At 45.3% G+C, this 16319-nt stretch carries 17 protein-coding genes; 8 read left to right on the forward strand and 9 right to left on the reverse strand.

Annotation, left to right across the window (positions count from 1 at the left end; translation table 11 throughout):
• Positions 1-3 precede the first annotated feature (3 nt).
• Complete coding sequence (locus tag R7Q46_RS14655; RefSeq protein ID WP_005374405.1) at positions 4-285, reverse strand: hypothetical protein; 282 nt, start codon at positions 283-285, stop codon at positions 4-6.
• Between the two features lie 132 nt (positions 286-417).
• Positions 418-702: a pyrimidine/purine nucleoside phosphorylase gene (locus R7Q46_RS14660; protein WP_005383244.1), complete on the reverse strand. Its 285-nt coding sequence runs from the start codon at positions 700-702 to the stop codon at positions 418-420.
• Between the two features lie 328 nt (positions 703-1030).
• On the opposite strand from R7Q46_RS14660, the gene R7Q46_RS14665 reads away from it, so the two are divergent.
• Positions 1031-1534 (forward strand): DUF2850 domain-containing protein, encoded by a 504-nt coding sequence (locus R7Q46_RS14665; RefSeq protein WP_171344999.1) that lies wholly within the window; start codon positions 1031-1033, stop codon positions 1532-1534.
• Positions 1535-1903: 369 nt separating this feature from the next.
• Entirely contained in the window at positions 1904-4450 is a 2547-nt protein-coding gene (locus tag R7Q46_RS14670; protein ID WP_318077568.1) for a glycosyl hydrolase family 18 protein, read from the forward strand.
• 168 nt (positions 4451-4618) lie between these two features.
• Here R7Q46_RS14670 and R7Q46_RS14675 read toward each other — a convergent pair whose 3' ends face one another.
• Both R7Q46_RS14675 and R7Q46_RS14680 read right to left on the reverse strand, forming a co-directional pair.
• Positions 4619-5476: an alpha/beta hydrolase gene (locus R7Q46_RS14675; protein WP_213871343.1), complete on the reverse strand. Its 858-nt coding sequence runs from the start codon at positions 5474-5476 to the stop codon at positions 4619-4621.
• A 128-nt stretch (positions 5477-5604) separates the two neighbouring features.
• The gene (locus R7Q46_RS14680; RefSeq protein ID WP_151515209.1) at positions 5605-6195 is read right to left on the reverse strand and encodes a TetR/AcrR family transcriptional regulator; all 591 of its coding nucleotides are present in this window, start codon (positions 6193-6195) and stop codon (positions 5605-5607) included.
• A 250-nt stretch (positions 6196-6445) separates the two neighbouring features.
• Here R7Q46_RS14680 and R7Q46_RS14685 point away from each other — a divergent pair, with 250 nt between their 5' ends.
• Positions 6446-7471 carry an acyltransferase gene (locus tag R7Q46_RS14685; protein ID WP_318077569.1) on the forward strand — a complete coding sequence of 342 codons (1026 nt, stop codon included), beginning with the start codon at positions 6446-6448 and terminating at the stop codon, positions 7469-7471.
• A 420-nt stretch (positions 7472-7891) separates the two neighbouring features.
• On the forward strand, positions 7892-9322 hold the full coding sequence (gene nhaD, locus R7Q46_RS14690) for a sodium:proton antiporter NhaD (protein WP_005374422.1): 1431 nt from the start codon (positions 7892-7894) through the stop codon (positions 9320-9322).
• 37 nt (positions 9323-9359) lie between these two features.
• On the opposite strand, the gene R7Q46_RS14695 is transcribed toward nhaD, so the two are convergent.
• Entirely contained in the window at positions 9360-9755 is a 396-nt protein-coding gene (locus tag R7Q46_RS14695) for a GFA family protein (RefSeq protein WP_053308033.1), read from the reverse strand.
• Positions 9756-9956: 201 nt separating this feature from the next.
• Between R7Q46_RS14695 and R7Q46_RS14700 the strand changes: the two genes are divergently transcribed.
• Positions 9957-10565, forward strand: coding sequence for a YitT family protein (locus R7Q46_RS14700; RefSeq protein WP_005374427.1), 609 nt, complete (start codon positions 9957-9959; stop codon positions 10563-10565).
• A gap of 72 nt (positions 10566-10637) precedes the next feature.
• Here R7Q46_RS14700 and R7Q46_RS14705 read toward each other — a convergent pair whose 3' ends face one another.
• From R7Q46_RS14705 to R7Q46_RS14715, 3 genes are all read right to left on the reverse strand, one after another.
• Complete coding sequence (locus R7Q46_RS14705) at positions 10638-11456, reverse strand: hypothetical protein (protein ID WP_213869889.1); 819 nt, start codon at positions 11454-11456, stop codon at positions 10638-10640.
• Positions 11457-11556: 100 nt separating this feature from the next.
• Complete coding sequence (locus R7Q46_RS14710; RefSeq protein WP_005374431.1) at positions 11557-12039, reverse strand: methylated-DNA--[protein]-cysteine S-methyltransferase; 483 nt, start codon at positions 12037-12039, stop codon at positions 11557-11559.
• A complete protein-coding gene (locus R7Q46_RS14715; RefSeq protein ID WP_053303985.1) occupies positions 12036-13403 on the reverse strand; it encodes an AlkA N-terminal domain-containing protein in 1368 nt (455 codons plus the stop codon). The genes R7Q46_RS14710 and R7Q46_RS14715 overlap by 4 nt, the downstream gene beginning before the upstream one ends.
• Before the next feature lie 194 nt (positions 13404-13597).
• On the opposite strand from R7Q46_RS14715, the gene R7Q46_RS14720 reads away from it, so the two are divergent.
• From R7Q46_RS14720 to R7Q46_RS14730, 3 genes are all read left to right on the forward strand, one after another.
• Complete coding sequence (locus R7Q46_RS14720; protein ID WP_017633816.1) at positions 13598-13801, forward strand: hypothetical protein; 204 nt, start codon at positions 13598-13600, stop codon at positions 13799-13801.
• Between the two features lie 325 nt (positions 13802-14126).
• On the forward strand, positions 14127-14570 hold the full coding sequence (locus R7Q46_RS14725; protein WP_005374434.1) for a DoxX family protein: 444 nt from the start codon (positions 14127-14129) through the stop codon (positions 14568-14570).
• 9 nt (positions 14571-14579) lie between these two features.
• The gene (locus R7Q46_RS14730) at positions 14580-15275 is read left to right on the forward strand and encodes a pirin family protein (protein WP_017821043.1); all 696 of its coding nucleotides are present in this window, start codon (positions 14580-14582) and stop codon (positions 15273-15275) included.
• 81 nt (positions 15276-15356) lie between these two features.
• Here R7Q46_RS14730 and R7Q46_RS14735 read toward each other — a convergent pair whose 3' ends face one another.
• Positions 15357-16250, reverse strand: a complete 894-nt coding sequence (locus R7Q46_RS14735) for a LysR family transcriptional regulator (protein ID WP_005374436.1) — start codon at positions 16248-16250, stop codon at positions 15357-15359.
• Positions 16251-16319: the final 69 nt, after the last annotated feature.

Here is a 16319-nt window from a genome sequence, read left to right on the forward strand (position 1 = left end):
TGACTAAGCGAACACATGCATCACCCAAAGCCCCACAACGAGGAATACGATTAACCACACTACTTGCAACGTTCTGTTCGGCTTGTCTTGCTGACGAGTGGGGTGATCTTTAAACGCACGGCCCTTCATTTTGCCCATTAAGCTCTTTCCTAGAGCACGTCGATAAAATTCACGTCTCTTATGAGCGGCATTGGCAACTTCGGTAAAGCGCTGTCTTTGCTCATTGGTGAGATCTTTGTCCTCGTAACGAGGAGGGAGATCAGAATGCTTGCGTTGTACTGCCATCACTTCCTCCCTGGTCGATGGGTACATTTTTATTAAGTATATACCCAAATAACCAAAAAGATGCGTTATAAGTGAAGCACATAGACGAAAAAACCACCCGAAGGTGGTTTTATGACGAGCAACAAATGAACGCTAGAAGTACTCACATAAATACGCAGTCGCTTCTTTCACTTGAAGCTCAAATGAAGAATTACCTTCCACTTCAAAAAACTCACCACTTTGATAAGTCGTCCAATCGCTCTCGCCAACACGCTTGACCACAAGCGCACCTTTTACAACCGTCATACGCTCTGGTGCTTGAGTACCAAACGTGTACTCACCAGGAAGCATCACACCAACGCTAACATCCTGATCTTTCTGGTTAAAGCCCAGTGATTTTACACTACCAGCAAAATAGCTATTTTCCTTAATATTCATTATTGGTTTCCTTATCAAAAGTCCGCTCTTTTTTACCTTGTTTCTTTCCGTTACTCAAGCTTTGAAAGCCATTAAACTCAACGTAATAACGCACATCCTTTGCTACTGAGCGAGAACCTCTTTTCACGAGGATTAATCAGGCGACCTAAACCGAGCAAGAAAACCTGCGAAGTAATGAATGTGAGCAAACAACAAAACCATCAATAAGATGTGTATCTGAATGTAAAAGTGGACATTAGATCATAGTTTCGTCGTCTCAATGGCGGGATTGTTTGTTTTTAAAAAGGAAGGTTTCCACCATGTTAAAAAAGTGGAGAAAATTAGATCTATGACGGACTCAACTCGCCGAAGGCGAAAAGCACGACAAGAACCAAAACTTTCATTTTTGGCTCGCCACCAATCCAAAATCTTCAAGAGTACATTTGTCTGCTTCGGGATGGGTCTGTTGACGTTTTTTGGCTATCAAATCCACCTATCCTATCAAGACCACATTGATCCGAAAAAGGTGTACGGCGAATGGATTGAGATTGGCGCGCCACCCTACCAAACAGAACGTCTCGTTTTCACTGAAGATGGGGTATACCGAAACCATCGACTTATTACGACGGAATTTGAATTCGATGGCAAGGTCATCACGTTGAATACCGGATTAGGAAAGACCGCGTATCAGATCTCGGGCTCTCATCTTTCACCTCAAATACGCCGTATTGAGCCTCTTATTCCAGATCAGCGATTCATTCGTAAAGGATTTGAGCATACCGTTCAGGGCTCAGAAACCGGTGCAGCCTCTAAACGTCGCGCGGCGTTGAGTGAACACTTCAGCCGTGACTAATACGTCTTCACGGCTATTTTTCCTTTCAATTCTCTTTCTATATCAATGAAACAAAACCTTAATAAACAACAAAATAAGGCCTTCATCGCATTTAAATAACTCGTTACTGAGTAAACAATAATTTTAGTTTCTGCTGAGATTTTATAAATTATTGACTCAGTCTGACACTTTCTGTGTAACAGAGTGCGAGTTTTAGTTAAGTTCTCTCAAGTGCCTCGAAAACCGTCTTAATTTTTTTTGACGAAAAAAAACTCTCTGAAATGCTGAGTGTGATGCTTTTGCACGTGGAGAAAATCCAATCATCTTATCTGGTGCAAGAGCAGCCTATGTTCTAGGTAGAACATGAATCCAAGGATTGAGAGAGAAGTTATGATTCGATTTAACCTATGTGCAGCTGGAGTTGCTTTAGCGCTATCAGGTGCTGCAGTTGCGGCTCCAACCGCACCAAGTGTCGATATGTACGGTTCCAACAACCTTCAGTTTTCTAAAATTGAACTCGCGATGGAAACCACGTCAGGCTACTACGACATGGTGAAATACCATGAGCAAGCGAAGATCACTGTTAAATTTAACCAGTGGAGTGGCACACCTGGTGACACTTACAACGTCTATTTTGATGGTGTAAAAGTAGCAAGCGGCCCTATCACTGGTAGCCAAACAACAGCTTCGTTTGAATACGGCCAAGGTGGCTTATACCAAATGGAAATCGAAGCATGTGATGCGACAGGTTGTGCGAAAAGCGCACCAGCTGAAATCACAATTGCAGATACCGATGGTTCTCACCTGAAGCCACTAACGATGAATGTTGATCCAAACAACAAAACCTACAATACCGATCCAAGCGTCGTGATGGGTACGTATTTTGTTGAATGGGGCATCTATGGCCGTGACTACACCGTCGATAATATGCCGGTCGACAACTTGACTCACATCCTTTACGGTTTTATCCCAATTTGTGGCCCAAATGAGTCTGTGAAGTCTGTTGGCGGCAACAGTTTCAACGCGCTACAAACTGCTTGTACAGGTGTGCCTGATTATGAAGTCGTTATCCATGACCCTTGGGCTGCTTATCAGAAGAGCTTCCCACAAGCTGGTCATGAATACAGCACGCCTATCAAGGGTAACTACGCAATGCTAATGGCATTGAAACAACGTAACCCTGATCTAAAAATCATCCCATCGATCGGTGGTTGGACACTGTCTGACCCATTCTTCGATTTCGTGGACAAGAAAAACCGAGACACATTCGTCGCATCAGTTAAGAAGTTCCTGAAAACTTGGAAATTCTACGACGGTGTTGACATCGACTGGGAATTCCCTGGCGGCGGCGGTGCAGCAGCCGATAAGGGCGACCCTGTAAACGATGGCCCAGCATACATCGCACTGATGCGTGAACTGCGCGTAATGCTTGATGAATTAGAAGCTGAGACAGGCCGTACTTACGAGCTAACGTCCGCTATCGGTGTCGGTTACGACAAGATTGAAGACGTAGACTACGCAGATGCAGTTCAGTACATGGATTACATCTTCGCAATGACTTACGACTTCTACGGTGGTTGGAATAACGTTCCTGGTCACCAAACTGCGCTTTACTGTGGTTCATTCATGCGTCCTGGTCAGTGTGACGGTAGTGGCGTTGATGAGAACGGCGAACCGTACAAAGGTCCTGCTTACACAGCAGATAACGGCATCCAACTTCTTCTTGCTCAAGGCGTTCCTGCGAACAAGCTAGTACTTGGTACAGCAATGTACGGTCGTGGCTGGGAAGGCGTAACTCCAGATACACTCACAGATCCAAACGACCCAATGACAGGTACTGCTACAGGTAAACTGAAGGGCAGCACAGCGCAAGGTGTTTGGGAAGATGGCGTAATTGACTACAAAGGCATTAAGTCATTCATGCTAGGTGCAAACAACACTGGTATTAACGGCTTCGAGTACGGCTACGATGCACAAGCAGAAGCACCATGGGTATGGAACCGTACTACGGGCGAGTTGATCACATTTGATGACCACCGTTCAGTGCTAGCAAAAGGTAGCTACGCGAAGTCTCTTGGTCTTGCTGGTCTATTCTCTTGGGAAATTGACGCGGATAACGGTGACATTCTAAACGCGATGCACGAAGGTATGGCTGGTGGTGTGGTTCCTCAACCAAACCGTAAACCAACCGCAGCCGCTGGCGCAGATCAATCGGTAACAGGTCCTGCAAATGTGGTTCTAGATGGCAGCCTGTCAAAAGACTCTGACGGCACCATCGCAAGCTACGCTTGGGAACAAGTATCTGGCACAGCAGTGGTACTAACAGGTGCAAACACAGCGAAAGCAAGCTTTGATGCAGCAGAAGTTACTGTTGAAGAGCAATTAACTTTCAAGCTGACGGTGACTGATAACGAGGGTGCAACGGCATCTGACCTCGTTGTAGTAACAGTGAAACCAGCAGGTGTTGTTGACCCAGTGAACAGCGCACCAGTAGCACAAGTTGTTGCTCCAGCAACAGCAAACGCTGGTGACGTTGTGGTTGTAGATGCATCTGCGTCTAGCGATGCAGACAACGATACCCTGACATTCAACTGGACTCTACCTCAAGGTCTGAATGCAACGGTTGAAGGCTCTAAAGTCACGTTCACTGCTGCGGAATACCCGCAAGACACAAGCTTAAGCTTCACTGTAAGTGTGAGCGACGGTAAAGCGTCTTCATCGGCAAGCGCGACAGTGGTTGTTGCACAGCACGCAACCGATCCGAACCCTGGTACTTGTGACAACGCATGGGATGCGAGCGCAGTGTACACAGGTGGTAACCAAGTGACTCACGCAGGTAAAACGTGGGAAGCGAAATGGTGGACTCAGGGTGACGATCCTAGCCAATCTGGCGAATGGGGCGTTTGGAAAGAAGTTGGCGTAGCTAACTGTAACTAATTTCAGCCTTGCAGACGTTCTGCTAAATAAACAAAGGACAGCTTCGGCTGTCCTTTTTGGATTTAACCTCTTAACTAGGAGAGCAACACCAGAGACGAAAAAATCTGAGGTGTTACTTTCAAATCGAATTAGCGCAAAACGGAGCGAATCAATCAGTAAAAGTAAGGGTTACCAAGCACTATCGAGCAAACGGTCAAAACTACTGAAGACTTGCTCACACTTCATCACTCGACCATGCCCCTGACCTTGTGTTGTCACTAACTCAACGTTTTTAATCTCTTCAGCCGCTTTTGCCGAGACACTGTATTTGGTGAACTTGTCTTGCTCATCATGAATAATAATGGTGTGAGACGGACGCTCAGACAAACGCTTCATCGGATCAATGGACTGTAACGGATAACCAAATTGGTCTTCAACTTCTGAAACCACAGCATTAAAAAGCTTCATCGAGTAACCGGAACGTGCAATGCTACCGAATAAGTTCTCTACGTAATTTAATACCGGAGCAATAAGCAGCAAAGGCTTGTTTTCTAACTTACTGTGCCTACACTCAAGAGCAGAAGCGGTGCCCATGCTGTGCCCAACTAGACCAACAATATCCTCGACAGTATCCAACACATCTTCTAATCCTCTGACAAACCCCGGAATGTGCCCATACTGCCCCTCACTCTCACCATGTGCCGGATGATCGTACGCCAAAGCAGTAAACCCTTTCGACGCAATATGTTCCATCAGTGGATAAAACTGACTTGCCGTTCCAGACCAACCATGAGTTAGCACCCAAATAGGTCCAGAGCCCAAAGTATAGGTTTTGATGATGCCTGCATGCCCTTTAATTTCACCTTTGATAAGCCCTTGAGGCTCAATATTTTTAGGTTGCGTACGAGCAGGTGTCAGAAGAAGCTTGCGCGCGGCCTTCTTTGCATGTGACGGGGCCAGTGTATGGTGTAACCGAGTACTAATGTTCACCAAACTGCGCTTAATACTGAAACGTTGCGATGTATTAAAGTAAATTTTTTCACTCATAATCATGTCCTTAACTATCAGCTTTGCACAAAATAGAACGGTCGTGCTTTTTATACTGATAAGAAAGAGCGAACTCAGCCGCTCTTTGTGATTTTATGTCTACGAATCTGGGAAGCGAATAACCGATATTAGCCTTTCCAGCGAGAAAATAAGTTGTCGATCCCTTGCCAAAACAGACGCAAGCTTTCTTGCTCACCTTTAATTGAGTAAAAAACATGCGCACTCAAATAGAGACCGTACAAATCAAACGTTGCTTGGCGTGTATCTAAGTCTGCTGCAAATTCTTGCTTCTCTTTGCCTTTCGCTATTTGGATCTCCAAATAGCTCAGCCAAGTGTCTATGGATTTACGCAGTCCGGCCTGAAGCGGGCAATCTTTATCTGCCGTATCATTCCAAGCGTCAAGAAACATACAACTTCCTTGGAATGCGTGATTCCAAGTCATCCAAGAGTCGAGCAACCCTCGAATTTTACGCTCGATATTGCCATCCCCGAGTTCTCGAGCAGGCTCAATAACCCGATCAGCGAACACTTTATTGGCGTGATCAAGCACCGATAGCTGTAAATTCAACTTCGAATTAAAGTGGGCAAACAGACCACTTTTCGACATACCGCATTGCTTGGCTAACTCTCCAATCGTAAGACTTTCTAATCCGTCTTCGCTGGCGTTCTCAAAAGCCCGCTGCAGAATAAACTCTTTTGTCACTTTTCCTTTTTGCATAATCTTATTTTTAGCACGATCGTTCTTTTTTGCAATCTCGAGTTAACTGGTCTAACCATTATTCAGTGCTATTTTCGACTCACGAATCAGGTATTGATTGCGTTAATAGGTTAATAATTAAGAAGTTTGAAGTAAGTCTTAATTTTCAAAACAGCTTCAATGTAAGCGCAAGTCTGTTGACTTTTTCACGTATTACTTCAGTAACAACCTGCTATTTTCACCTAAGTTTTTTATTTAGGTAAACAATGTAATGGCAAAGAAACAAAAAATAGCCAGCTTAGAGTTTGCACGTATCATTGCGATGCTTGCGATTGTGGGTTTGCATTGCCAGATAGCATTGACGTACTGGCAGTGGGATGGGATACCATGGGTTGGCTATATGCTCAACCAACTGGCTCGTTTTGCTGTTCCGTTGTTCTTTCTCATCTCGGGTTATCTAATCCAGCCGAAGTTGAGTCACTCACCTATTGATACTCTTAAGAACTACGCCAAACCGTTAATGAAGGTTTGGCTCATTTGGAGCATGATCAGTTTACTGATGCCATTCCAATGGCAGACGGTCGCTGAGGCAGGGTATCTCGCAGAAAGGCAAGGTTATTGGGGGTACTTAATGTCAACCCCGATCAATTCACTCATCGAAGGCGGACTCGTTCATCTGTGGTTTATTCCGGCTCTGGTCATTGCCGTAGCGTTAATTGCCTTTCTCGTGCATATCAATATGGTGCAACTGATGCTGCCAACTGCAGTATTGCTATACATATACGGGGTCTTTGCTGGCAGTTACGCGACCATTACCGACCTGCCAGCGCCTTTCTTTACTCGTAATGGGCCTTTTTTCAGCACGTTGCTAGTTGTTCTGGGTTATTTCGCACGAGAAGCGCAGTGGCGGTGGTCGCGAAACAATACGGTTCGATGCATTATTCTTGGCATAGCACTGCATTTTGGTGAAGCTTACTGGCTGATGCAACATGACATCGCTTTCAACTCGCACGACTTCCTATTCGGTACCGTTATCTGGGCTGTAGGTGTCTTTATGTGGCTTTTGGCTCACCCTCATTTTGGCGACATGCCTTGGGTCTTCAAACTATCTCCTTGCGTGTTAGGAATATATGTTAGCCATCTGCTTATCATAATTGTCATGATGAATGTCGCTGAATTTATCGGGCTGCAACACCTCGCGAAAGATGTGTTTATTTATCCTGCAACGATTGTTGCAACCATACTGCTTGTGAAAGCAATTGACGCTTCACCGTTGAAAAAATGGCTCCTACGCTAAATGCATTCAGCTCTAGATATAGCTAGCTTTAACTCAAAAGGGTTAGAGCTAGCCAGTTAAAAATGAGATTTCTCTCTCACTGACCAATTTTTGACTTTCTAATCCTTCAGAATTTGCTTTCACTCACAAAAAACATTGTTCATTTCCTTTAAATTGGCTCGACTATTACAACATTGCTCATTAAACGGAGGCTGTATGTGGGCAGGTCAAGGACTCGTTCCTTTTTTAGAGATTAGTCACTGGTTAACTTACGGTTTATATGCCGCTGCGGTTTTATTCGGCGCAGCAAGCATTGCGTCACTCAGAAAATAGTGGCGCACACTATCATTTCCTAACTCCTACTGTTAATTCGAGCTCTCTCACAACTAACTCATTCATTTGTGGCTAATATTTCTCCAACCAGACAAAGGAGAAATGTCTATGCCAATCTATCCAATTGTGGCTTTCTGCTGTTTGTTGTTCTCTAGCGCCACCTTTGCTGCATCAACCAATGAACTGAACCTTGTTAATTCTGGTGTCGGTTACGCGGCTCTGATTATCTTTTCGATCGCTTACATACTGGTTATGTTGGAAGAGTATCTGAAAATGAGAAAATCCAAGCCAGTGCTGCTCGCTGCAGGATTAATTTGGATTCTGATTGGCTACACCTTTGCTCAACACAACCAGCCTGAAATCGCCAAATCCGCACTAGAACACAACTTGTTGGAATATGCCGAGTTGCTGCTGTTTTTGCTCGTGGCGATGACTTACATCAACGCAATGGAAGAACGCAAACTCTTCGATGCCTTACAGGCGTGGATGGTTGGTAAAGGTTTTGGATTCAAAAAGTTGTTCTGGCTGACGGGGTTTCTCGCTTTTGTCATTTCACCGATTGCCGATAACTTAACTACGGCCCTTTTGATGTGCGCTGTAGTGATGAAAGTCTCTGGTGATAATCCTAAGTTCGTCAATCTTGCTTGTATCAACATTGTTATCGCAGCCAACGCTGGCGGTGCATTCAGCCCATTTGGTGATATTACAACCCTGATGGTGTGGCAGGCCGGTCATGTCAGCTTTGCTGAGTTCATTCCGTTGTTTGTACCGTCATTGGTGAACTACTTGGTTCCCGCATTTTTGATGTCACTTTTTGTTCCAAACACAAAACCGAATACGATTCACCAACACGTTGAGCTAAAACGCGGGGCAAGGCGTATTGTCGCGTTGTTCATTTTGACGATTGCCACCGCAGTCTCTTTCCATGCTGTGCTGCACTTCCCACCCGTTATGGGCATGATGATGGGCTTGGCGTACTTACAGTTTTTCGGATATTTTTTGCGCCAAACTCTCAAACACTCACTCGCAAAAAAAGCAGCTATGGCAATTGCCAATGGCGATGATCAGGCATTGAAGCGCTTAGGCTCAGTGGTTCCGTTTGATGTGTTTCATCGTGTGTCTCGAGCCGAATGGGACACCTTGTTGTTCTTCTACGGTGTTGTAATGTGTGTTGGCGGTTTAAGTTTACTTGGCTACCTCGAACTGGTTTCAAACGTCATGTACACGCAATGGAACCCAGTCTGGGCAAACGTAATGGTTGGTGTCCTATCTGCAATCGTCGATAACATTCCGGTTATGTTTGCTGTACTGACCATGGAACCAAGCATGTCGATGGGCAACTGGCTACTGGTCACATTAACCGCAGGTGTCGGTGGCAGTTTGCTTTCCATTGGCTCCGCGGCAGGCGTCGCTTTAATGGGAGCCGCGCGTGGACAATACACCTTCTTTGGCCACCTAAAGTGGGCTCCCGTCATCGCCTTGGGTTATGCCGCCAGTATTGCGGTACACTTGTGGATGAATAGCGGTTTATTTACTTAAAAGCACCGACAATCAGGTGCTTAACTTGCAACACAACCTAGCGGTCGGATGGATGGTTAACGCCATCCATCACTTCAATCGCTCCCAACTCATATGGGTTGACGCCCTCTAAGCAGCCGACATTATAGCCATACTCACTCGGGTCAGAACGACGCTGATGGTGCGTATAAATACCGCACTCGCCACAGAAAAAGTGCTTCGCAGTGTGTGTATTAAATTGATACTGCTTCAAGACGTCTTCGCCTTGCATAATACGAATACCGTTCAAAGGTACAGATGCGACAATCGCGCCACGACGTCGACACATAGAACAGTCACACCGTCTCGGTTTCTCAATACCATTGGGTAACGCCAGTTCCAGCTCAACTTTTCCACAGTGGCAACTCAGTCGATGTAATGTGTTGATTTGGGTGTTGCCAACTTTCTTAATCATAACTTTTCCTTGTTGTTTTTCTATCTGTGTACATTATGTTAAACAGGTTAATATCATCATAATCTCGTCCAAAAACTCGACATCCATCACTTTTCGCGACATTTTATTGGCCGATTTGTTAGTTGCTATTTTGGCGACTGTCTATCGCGTCCGTGAGACGTGTTATCTCCGGCGCGGTTTTTAAACCAAGGAAATTAATTTATGGACAAAGATCATAGCCTAAGAGAGAACCTCTTGGCTCTGACGCTCGGCAGTGCGTTAGTGTCACTTGGGGTGATATTTTTTAGCAAAGTAGGATTGCTCACTGGCGGTACGGCTGGCTTGGCGATCTTCCTAACCAAAGTGAGTGACTTCAGTTTTGGTCAGATATTTTTCGCTCTTAACCTCCCTTTTTATATTTTATCTGTGATGCGCATGGGTTGGCGCTTCACTATCAATACCTTTATTGCGGTTTCGATTGTCTCTTTTGCGGTCGATCATCTGCATCATGTGATTGAGATTTCACGAATCGAACCTTTCTATGCGGCACTTTTGGGTGGTGGACTGATTGGAATCGGTATGTTGGTAATTTTCCGTCACAAAATGAGTTTGGGTGGCTTTAACATTCTAGCGTTGTACCTTCAGGAACGTTTTGGAGTTCGAGCGGGTAAAGTTCAAATGGCGTTAGATTGTGCCATCGTGGTGATGTCACTGTTCATTGTAGATGTGCACCTTATCGCTCTATCTGTTCTAGGTGCCATCGCAACGAACTTGATTTTGGCGATGAACCATAAACCAGGACGATACCAAGCAAAAGCGCAAGCAGCATAATCATCGCTGCATAGTCAACAACCCTAAAGCCCCCAGCCAGTCGCTCGGGGCTTTTTTCATTCAACGCTAAGATCACGTCAACGAGCTCGTTTTGCAGTGCTGCTGCATCTCTTCATCCAATTTAGCTTTATATTTCTGACTAAGATGGAAGTGTACTTGCATCAACAAGTCATGTGCGTGGAACAGCTCAAACGCGTCGCTACCATTTTGCTGACAAATAACCTCACAGCGCTCAGCATGCACTTTGGCTTCTTGCGGTTTATCTGCTTTAAGCAAGCTCATCGCTAAGCGATACTCTGCGCGCTCTTCTTGCATCCAACCCCCTGCCACTTTCCAATAGTCTAGCGCGAGTGTCGCTGCTTCTAGCATCTTCGATTTTTCCATGCACGTGCGCTCAGCCAGCGCTTCGTACTGACATGCTAAGTTGTTCGCAGTGATCGCGATAGCGCGCGCTAATGGCCCTTCTGCATCGTTCGGCGTCATTCCTAACGCTGCCTTCACCAACCATTGACTCGCCAGTTCAAGCTGAACAAGTGCAGAAAGTTCATTCGAAATCAAAGCGTAAACTCGGCGTTGTTCTTGCTCTTCCAATAATTCCATATTGTCAGTGCCATCTACGAAATAGCGCGCAACGGCAATACTGCGTTGAAATGCCAAACTCTCGGCAACCTTGCGTTCATCAAAGTGCTCTAAACAAGTAAGAAACTGTTCTGGGCACTGGAGATGCCCAATAGCGGTATGCAGCATCAATACGAATATTCGCTCGATTTGGGTAACGTCTTCCACCTCGCTCAGAGCCGTTTCTAGCTTAGCATAAACTTGTTCGGGATTTTCCTCGTGATGCTGCCAACACTCACTCATGAAGGCATCAAAATCCGTTTTGAAAGGCATGTCCTTATTGTCCTTCTTCTATTCGTATAACGATTATGAAACTCTACACTATCGTTACCCCTGTGTAGCACGCTTAATCCCAATACGAGAATCGCCTCACTTAAAGCGGTGTACCTTGCTCCAGCGCGAGCAAACGTTGCTTGCGCTCCACTCCACCTGCATACCCAGTCAGTTTTCCGCTTTTGCCAATAACGCGATGACAAGGTACCACGATAGAAATCGGATTCTTCCCGTTTGCTAACCCAACAGCACGCACAGCTTTAGGGTTACCTATCGCATTCGCGAGATCTTGATAGCTCCACGTTTCCCCATATGGAATGGTCGTTAGTGCCTGCCAAACTTGATTTTGAAAATCAGTGCCTGTCGCTGCAAGGGGCAAGTCGAATTCGTTGCGCAGACCAGCAAAGTATTCATCCAGTTGGGTGACAGCTTGGCGCAAAACCGGATGCTGCTCGTCTCGCACCCCCAGCTCACTCGGCTTAGTGGTGCATGTTTCAAACCAAATGCCAAGTAAGCCCTCAGCGTTCGATTGGATAGTCACCGTTCCTAGTGGACTCGGCATTTCGGTATAAAATGTTTTCATGATTGATTCCATAAGTGAAACGTCGCGTAGCTTCCCCAAGGGGCCGCAGTGTGCGTATTCAGTGATGGGTAACGCTGCATCGCCTTTTTCACCACTAAGTCTTTATCTAGAAAGCAATCGGGTTGAGATTGCCCTCGCAGTTGAGCATAACTGACGGTCCAAGGTCCAATGCCTTTCAAAGCTAGCCAGTGCTGGGGGTCAGCTTCTGAGTTGTCCTGCATAAACTGGGCGAAGCGCACTAGCGTTTCTTTACGGCTTTGCGGCATGCGCAAAAAGCTCACGTCGGCGTTCGCAATATCACTGGGAGTCGGGAAAAAACGTTTTTCTGACTCTCCACTAAGTGTGGCCACCAATAAGTTAAGTTGACCAATCGCCGCTTTAACCGACACCTGCTGGCCTAAAATCGCTCTAACCCCTGCTTCCCATGCATTCCATACACCAGGAATACGAATACCTTTACTCGACACGAGCCCAGGCGCGACATACTCCAAATGCTGCTCAACAGTACAAATATCAGCGTCAAGATCGAACATACGACGAATGTCAGACACCAAGTTTTGCAGCTTCGTTACGTCTTCAATTTCAAACGCCAGTTCTAAGTATCCTTCACCTTTTGTCGCTTTAAACCAGGCTTTGCTGTTATCCAAAAAAACGTTGCGCTGATAACTCTCATCACTCACCAGCTCAACCCCCTCAACCGCTCGCAAACGATAGAAGTCCAACATGTGCGACCAATTCAACTCACCTCGATAAGGTAAGGCAATTCGATTGCAACCCGCACCATCAAACTCTTTACGGCGTACTTGAGAAGGCGTTAGTTTGAGAAACTTTTGAAAAGCATCGTTAAAGCGGCGCGTACTGTTAAAACCTGATGCAAACCCCACGTCGGTGACCGACATAGAGCTGGAGTGAAGCAACTGTTTGGCGAACATTAGTTGCTGATATTGCGCATACTGCTTGGGTGACATACCTAGATACTGCTCAAACAACATACGTAAGTAACGGTCAGAAATCCCAACACGCTCAGCCAACTCAGACACCGAATGCTGATGCAACTCCCCTCTATCAATTAACGAAATCGCTCGTTGAAAGGTCGTCTCGACACCTTTCCATGCCCAAGATCCAGGCGCGCTATCAGGTCGACAGCGTAAACACGGACGGTACCCTGCTTGAAGGGCTTGCGTCTTATCAGCGAAATACTCAACATTTTCTTCTTTAGGCAAATTTGCCGGGCAAATCGGACGACAAAAGATTCCCGTTGTTTTTACCGCCACATAAAATCGCCCATCAAAACGACTGTCTCGCGCGACTCGCGCCTTGTGACACTGCTCGAAGGTCAGTGAAGTATGGGGGTGAATAAACATAGTGCTTTCCTTGCTCATGCCTTTTGTCATTTATTGTTCATAGGCATCGTTCAATATAGTGTTATTGTAGCTTGCTTAAGCGCCCACAATTAGCCATTTTCGGAACTCAATATTGAGATTTATTGGCATTAGCGCTTTTGTACACTAAAGTTAGATCCAGAACATCACAACAACGTCGGCTAAAGGGAATTGGCATGGACTTACATACTTGCGTAATTGTATTAAGAAACCAAAAGGTTATTACCAGTAAATCCGTAGATCATTCTATTGGAATTATCGAACGAGACTCAGATAACGAGATCTCAGAAATTCAGATTAATGCGACGGATGGACGTAATATTCGAACTTATCACTACAACAATGTAGAGGAGTCATTAGAGAGCTTAATGAACCTCTGACGGTTTTCTTTAACGCACCTTTCTCCCTTGTTAAAAGCGAAAGCAATAGAGCACAGTACATGTGCTCTTTTTTTGTTTAACAGCAAAAATGTTTATCGAAAATAATGACAGACCTTGATTTAAAACAGACAATAATCGGCAAATAAACACTCGAATATAAAAATCAAGACATTGATTTAAATAAATAAAAACCAAATATTCAATTTTTTAGAACGAGTTTATCAAAATCCTCCCGTTATTTTTATATTCGCCTCTACCTAAACTGTTCTCAACAGCACGGGAGCACACGCTTCCCACTCATTGAAAAGAGTCAGAGGACAGAATCATGAAAGCACTATTACAGAAAATTACCACATCAAACGCAGGTTACAGCGCACTATCACTTCGCGTTCCAATCGGCATTATCTTTATGGCGCACGGCGCACAAAAACTATTTGGCTGGTTTGGTGGCTACGGGCTAGAAGGCACAGGTCAGTGGATGGCATCTATCGGTTTAGGTCCTGGCGTGCTCATGGCGTTACTTGCGGGCAGCGCAGAGTTCTTTGGCGGCTTGTTCATTTTACTTGGTCTGCTAACTCGACCAGCAGCGGTTGCTTTGGCGTTCACGATGGTGGTAGCGATATTCTCTGTCCACTTTGAAAATGGCCTGTTCATGGCAAACAACGGTTACGAGTTTGGCTTAGCATTACTGGCAGCAAGCGTTTCTCTGGCGTTCTCTGGCGCAGGTAAAGCAGCGTTAGATAACTTCTTAAACAAAAAGCTCTCTTAAGGAGGCCTTATGATTACGGTAAGACATGCAGCAGACCGAGGTCGAGCAAACTTTGGCTGGCTTGATAGCAAACATACGTTTTCTTTTGGTAGCTACTACGATCCTCAACATATGGGCTTTTCTGAGCTGAGAGTCATTAATGACGATGTAGTCAAGCCTGGCGCGGGTTTTGATACACATGGCCACCGTGATATGGAGATCATCAGCTATGTGTTGGAAGGTGTTATCGCACACAAAGACAGTGAAGGTAACGTCAAAACACTACCTGCAGGTGAATTCCAACTCATGTCGGCAGGGAAAGGGATTTACCACAGTGAGTACAATGCATCGAACCAAGATACGCTGCGGTTTCTACAGATTTGGATTCAACCGAACACATTTGGAACCAAGCCAGGTTATCAGCAAAAAGATTTTGGTCGCAATCCTGGGTTAACGACTATCGCAACTCCAACTGGAGAAAACGGCACGCTACTTATTAAGCAAGATGCGACTTTGCATCAGTTAATTCTTGAGCCAAGTAGCGAACTAAACTTTGAGATTGAGTCGGGCCGAAATCTATTCATCCATCAAGTGACTGGGAGCCTTAGTGTCGACAATACCACTTTGACGGCTGGCGACGGCGCGAAGGTTGAACACCAGAGTAAGGTTGTTTTGCGCAATACATCAAACGAAAGCACAACAGCCCTGTTGTTTGACTTACCATAACTATCGATTCATCGAGATAAAAACAAAGCCGCCTTGATTTCTCAAGGCGGCTTTTTCGTTTTTCTGACTTTTCATTCAACGCTATTCGTCGGAAGTGCCAGAACCAATTTGCTGAAAACTGTAAGCGGTCAGTGGATCGATCTCTTTGACAATTTCTTCCACTTGCTTAATCGCGTCTACAGACGAGCTAGCTTTACGATAGCTCAAATAGATAGGGCGACACCAATCTTCTACTCCAGACACCTTGTGAAGCTGCCCATTAGCGATAAATGGCTCCACGAGAGAGATTGGTAAGTACGCGGCTCCACCCTTCTCTAAAATAAAGTCCAATGCGATACGCGCTGTTGAAGTGCGTAAATATGGAGCCGGAATCTTAGGGTGACGTTCAGAATGCTCTGAGGAGAAACGCGTCCCCCAGTCAACGTACACATATTTGTTTTCGAAAACGGTGTCTAAAGAATCTTTCTCAGTTGATACCAGAACGAGAACAACATCTGCCACTTTTTTACAGTTAAGCTCATCAGCTTTGATCTGATCGAACGCAAATGCCATATCTAACGTGCGCTCTAGCAAGCTACGACTGAGCATCTCACGTCCCATCACTTCTGCCATGAAGCCATAACCACCAAACGAATCTGTGACGACACTTAAACAATTCTGTAAATAAGCGTCCCAAATGTTTGGCGTGCCACCTAACGTTAGTTGCAGCGCTTTGCCATCTTCAAGCGATAATTCTAGCTTCGCTTGTTGCAATGTAGTGACCATTACCTCGGCATAGCTGATTAAGCGCTCACCTGCAGAGGTCAACTTTATGTTATTTCGATCACGAATAAACAATTGCGTATCGAAGTAACTTTCCAATTGTTTGATACGTGCGCTCACAGCGGCTTGGGTAATATAAAGGTTCTCAGCAGCACGTCCGAAGTGACGAACTCTTGCCAGCTCTAAAAATGTTCGAAAGACTTTTACATCCATAAACCATCTCCTGGTTAATATAAAACCAGATTAACAACTAATTAAAATCATGACGACAAAAAAGTTTTG

The sequence above is a fragment of the Vibrio sp. 811 genome (assembly GCF_033339195.1).

Bases quoted from the DNA above. Each gene is read 5' to 3' on its own strand.
- R7Q46_RS14655 (WP_005374405.1), bottom strand. From the start codon at position 285: ATGGCAGTACAACGCAAGCATTCTGATCTCCCTCCTCGTTACGAGGAC.
- R7Q46_RS14660 (WP_005383244.1), bottom strand. From the start codon at position 702: ATGAATATTAAGGAAAATAGCTATTTTGCTGGTAGTGTAAAATCACTG.
- R7Q46_RS14665 (WP_171344999.1), top strand. From the start codon at position 1,031: ATGACGGACTCAACTCGCCGAAGGCGAAAAGCACGACAAGAACCAAAA.
- R7Q46_RS14670 (WP_318077568.1), top strand. From the start codon at position 1,904: ATGATTCGATTTAACCTATGTGCAGCTGGAGTTGCTTTAGCGCTATCA.
- R7Q46_RS14675 (WP_213871343.1), bottom strand. From the start codon at position 5,476: ATGAGTGAAAAAATTTACTTTAATACATCGCAACGTTTCAGTATTAAG.
- R7Q46_RS14680 (WP_151515209.1), bottom strand. From the start codon at position 6,195: ATGCAAAAAGGAAAAGTGACAAAAGAGTTTATTCTGCAGCGGGCTTTT.
- R7Q46_RS14685 (WP_318077569.1), top strand. From the start codon at position 6,446: ATGGCAAAGAAACAAAAAATAGCCAGCTTAGAGTTTGCACGTATCATT.
- nhaD (WP_005374422.1), top strand. From the start codon at position 7,892: ATGCCAATCTATCCAATTGTGGCTTTCTGCTGTTTGTTGTTCTCTAGC.
- R7Q46_RS14695 (WP_053308033.1), bottom strand. From the start codon at position 9,755: ATGATTAAGAAAGTTGGCAACACCCAAATCAACACATTACATCGACTG.
- R7Q46_RS14700 (WP_005374427.1), top strand. From the start codon at position 9,957: ATGGACAAAGATCATAGCCTAAGAGAGAACCTCTTGGCTCTGACGCTC.
- R7Q46_RS14705 (WP_213869889.1), bottom strand. From the start codon at position 11,456: ATGCCTTTCAAAACGGATTTTGATGCCTTCATGAGTGAGTGTTGGCAG.
- R7Q46_RS14710 (WP_005374431.1), bottom strand. From the start codon at position 12,039: ATGAAAACATTTTATACCGAAATGCCGAGTCCACTAGGAACGGTGACT.
- R7Q46_RS14715 (WP_053303985.1), bottom strand. From the start codon at position 13,403: ATGTTTATTCACCCCCATACTTCACTGACCTTCGAGCAGTGTCACAAG.
- R7Q46_RS14720 (WP_017633816.1), top strand. From the start codon at position 13,598: ATGGACTTACATACTTGCGTAATTGTATTAAGAAACCAAAAGGTTATT.
- R7Q46_RS14725 (WP_005374434.1), top strand. From the start codon at position 14,127: ATGAAAGCACTATTACAGAAAATTACCACATCAAACGCAGGTTACAGC.
- R7Q46_RS14730 (WP_017821043.1), top strand. From the start codon at position 14,580: ATGATTACGGTAAGACATGCAGCAGACCGAGGTCGAGCAAACTTTGGC.
- R7Q46_RS14735 (WP_005374436.1), bottom strand. From the start codon at position 16,250: ATGGATGTAAAAGTCTTTCGAACATTTTTAGAGCTGGCAAGAGTTCGT.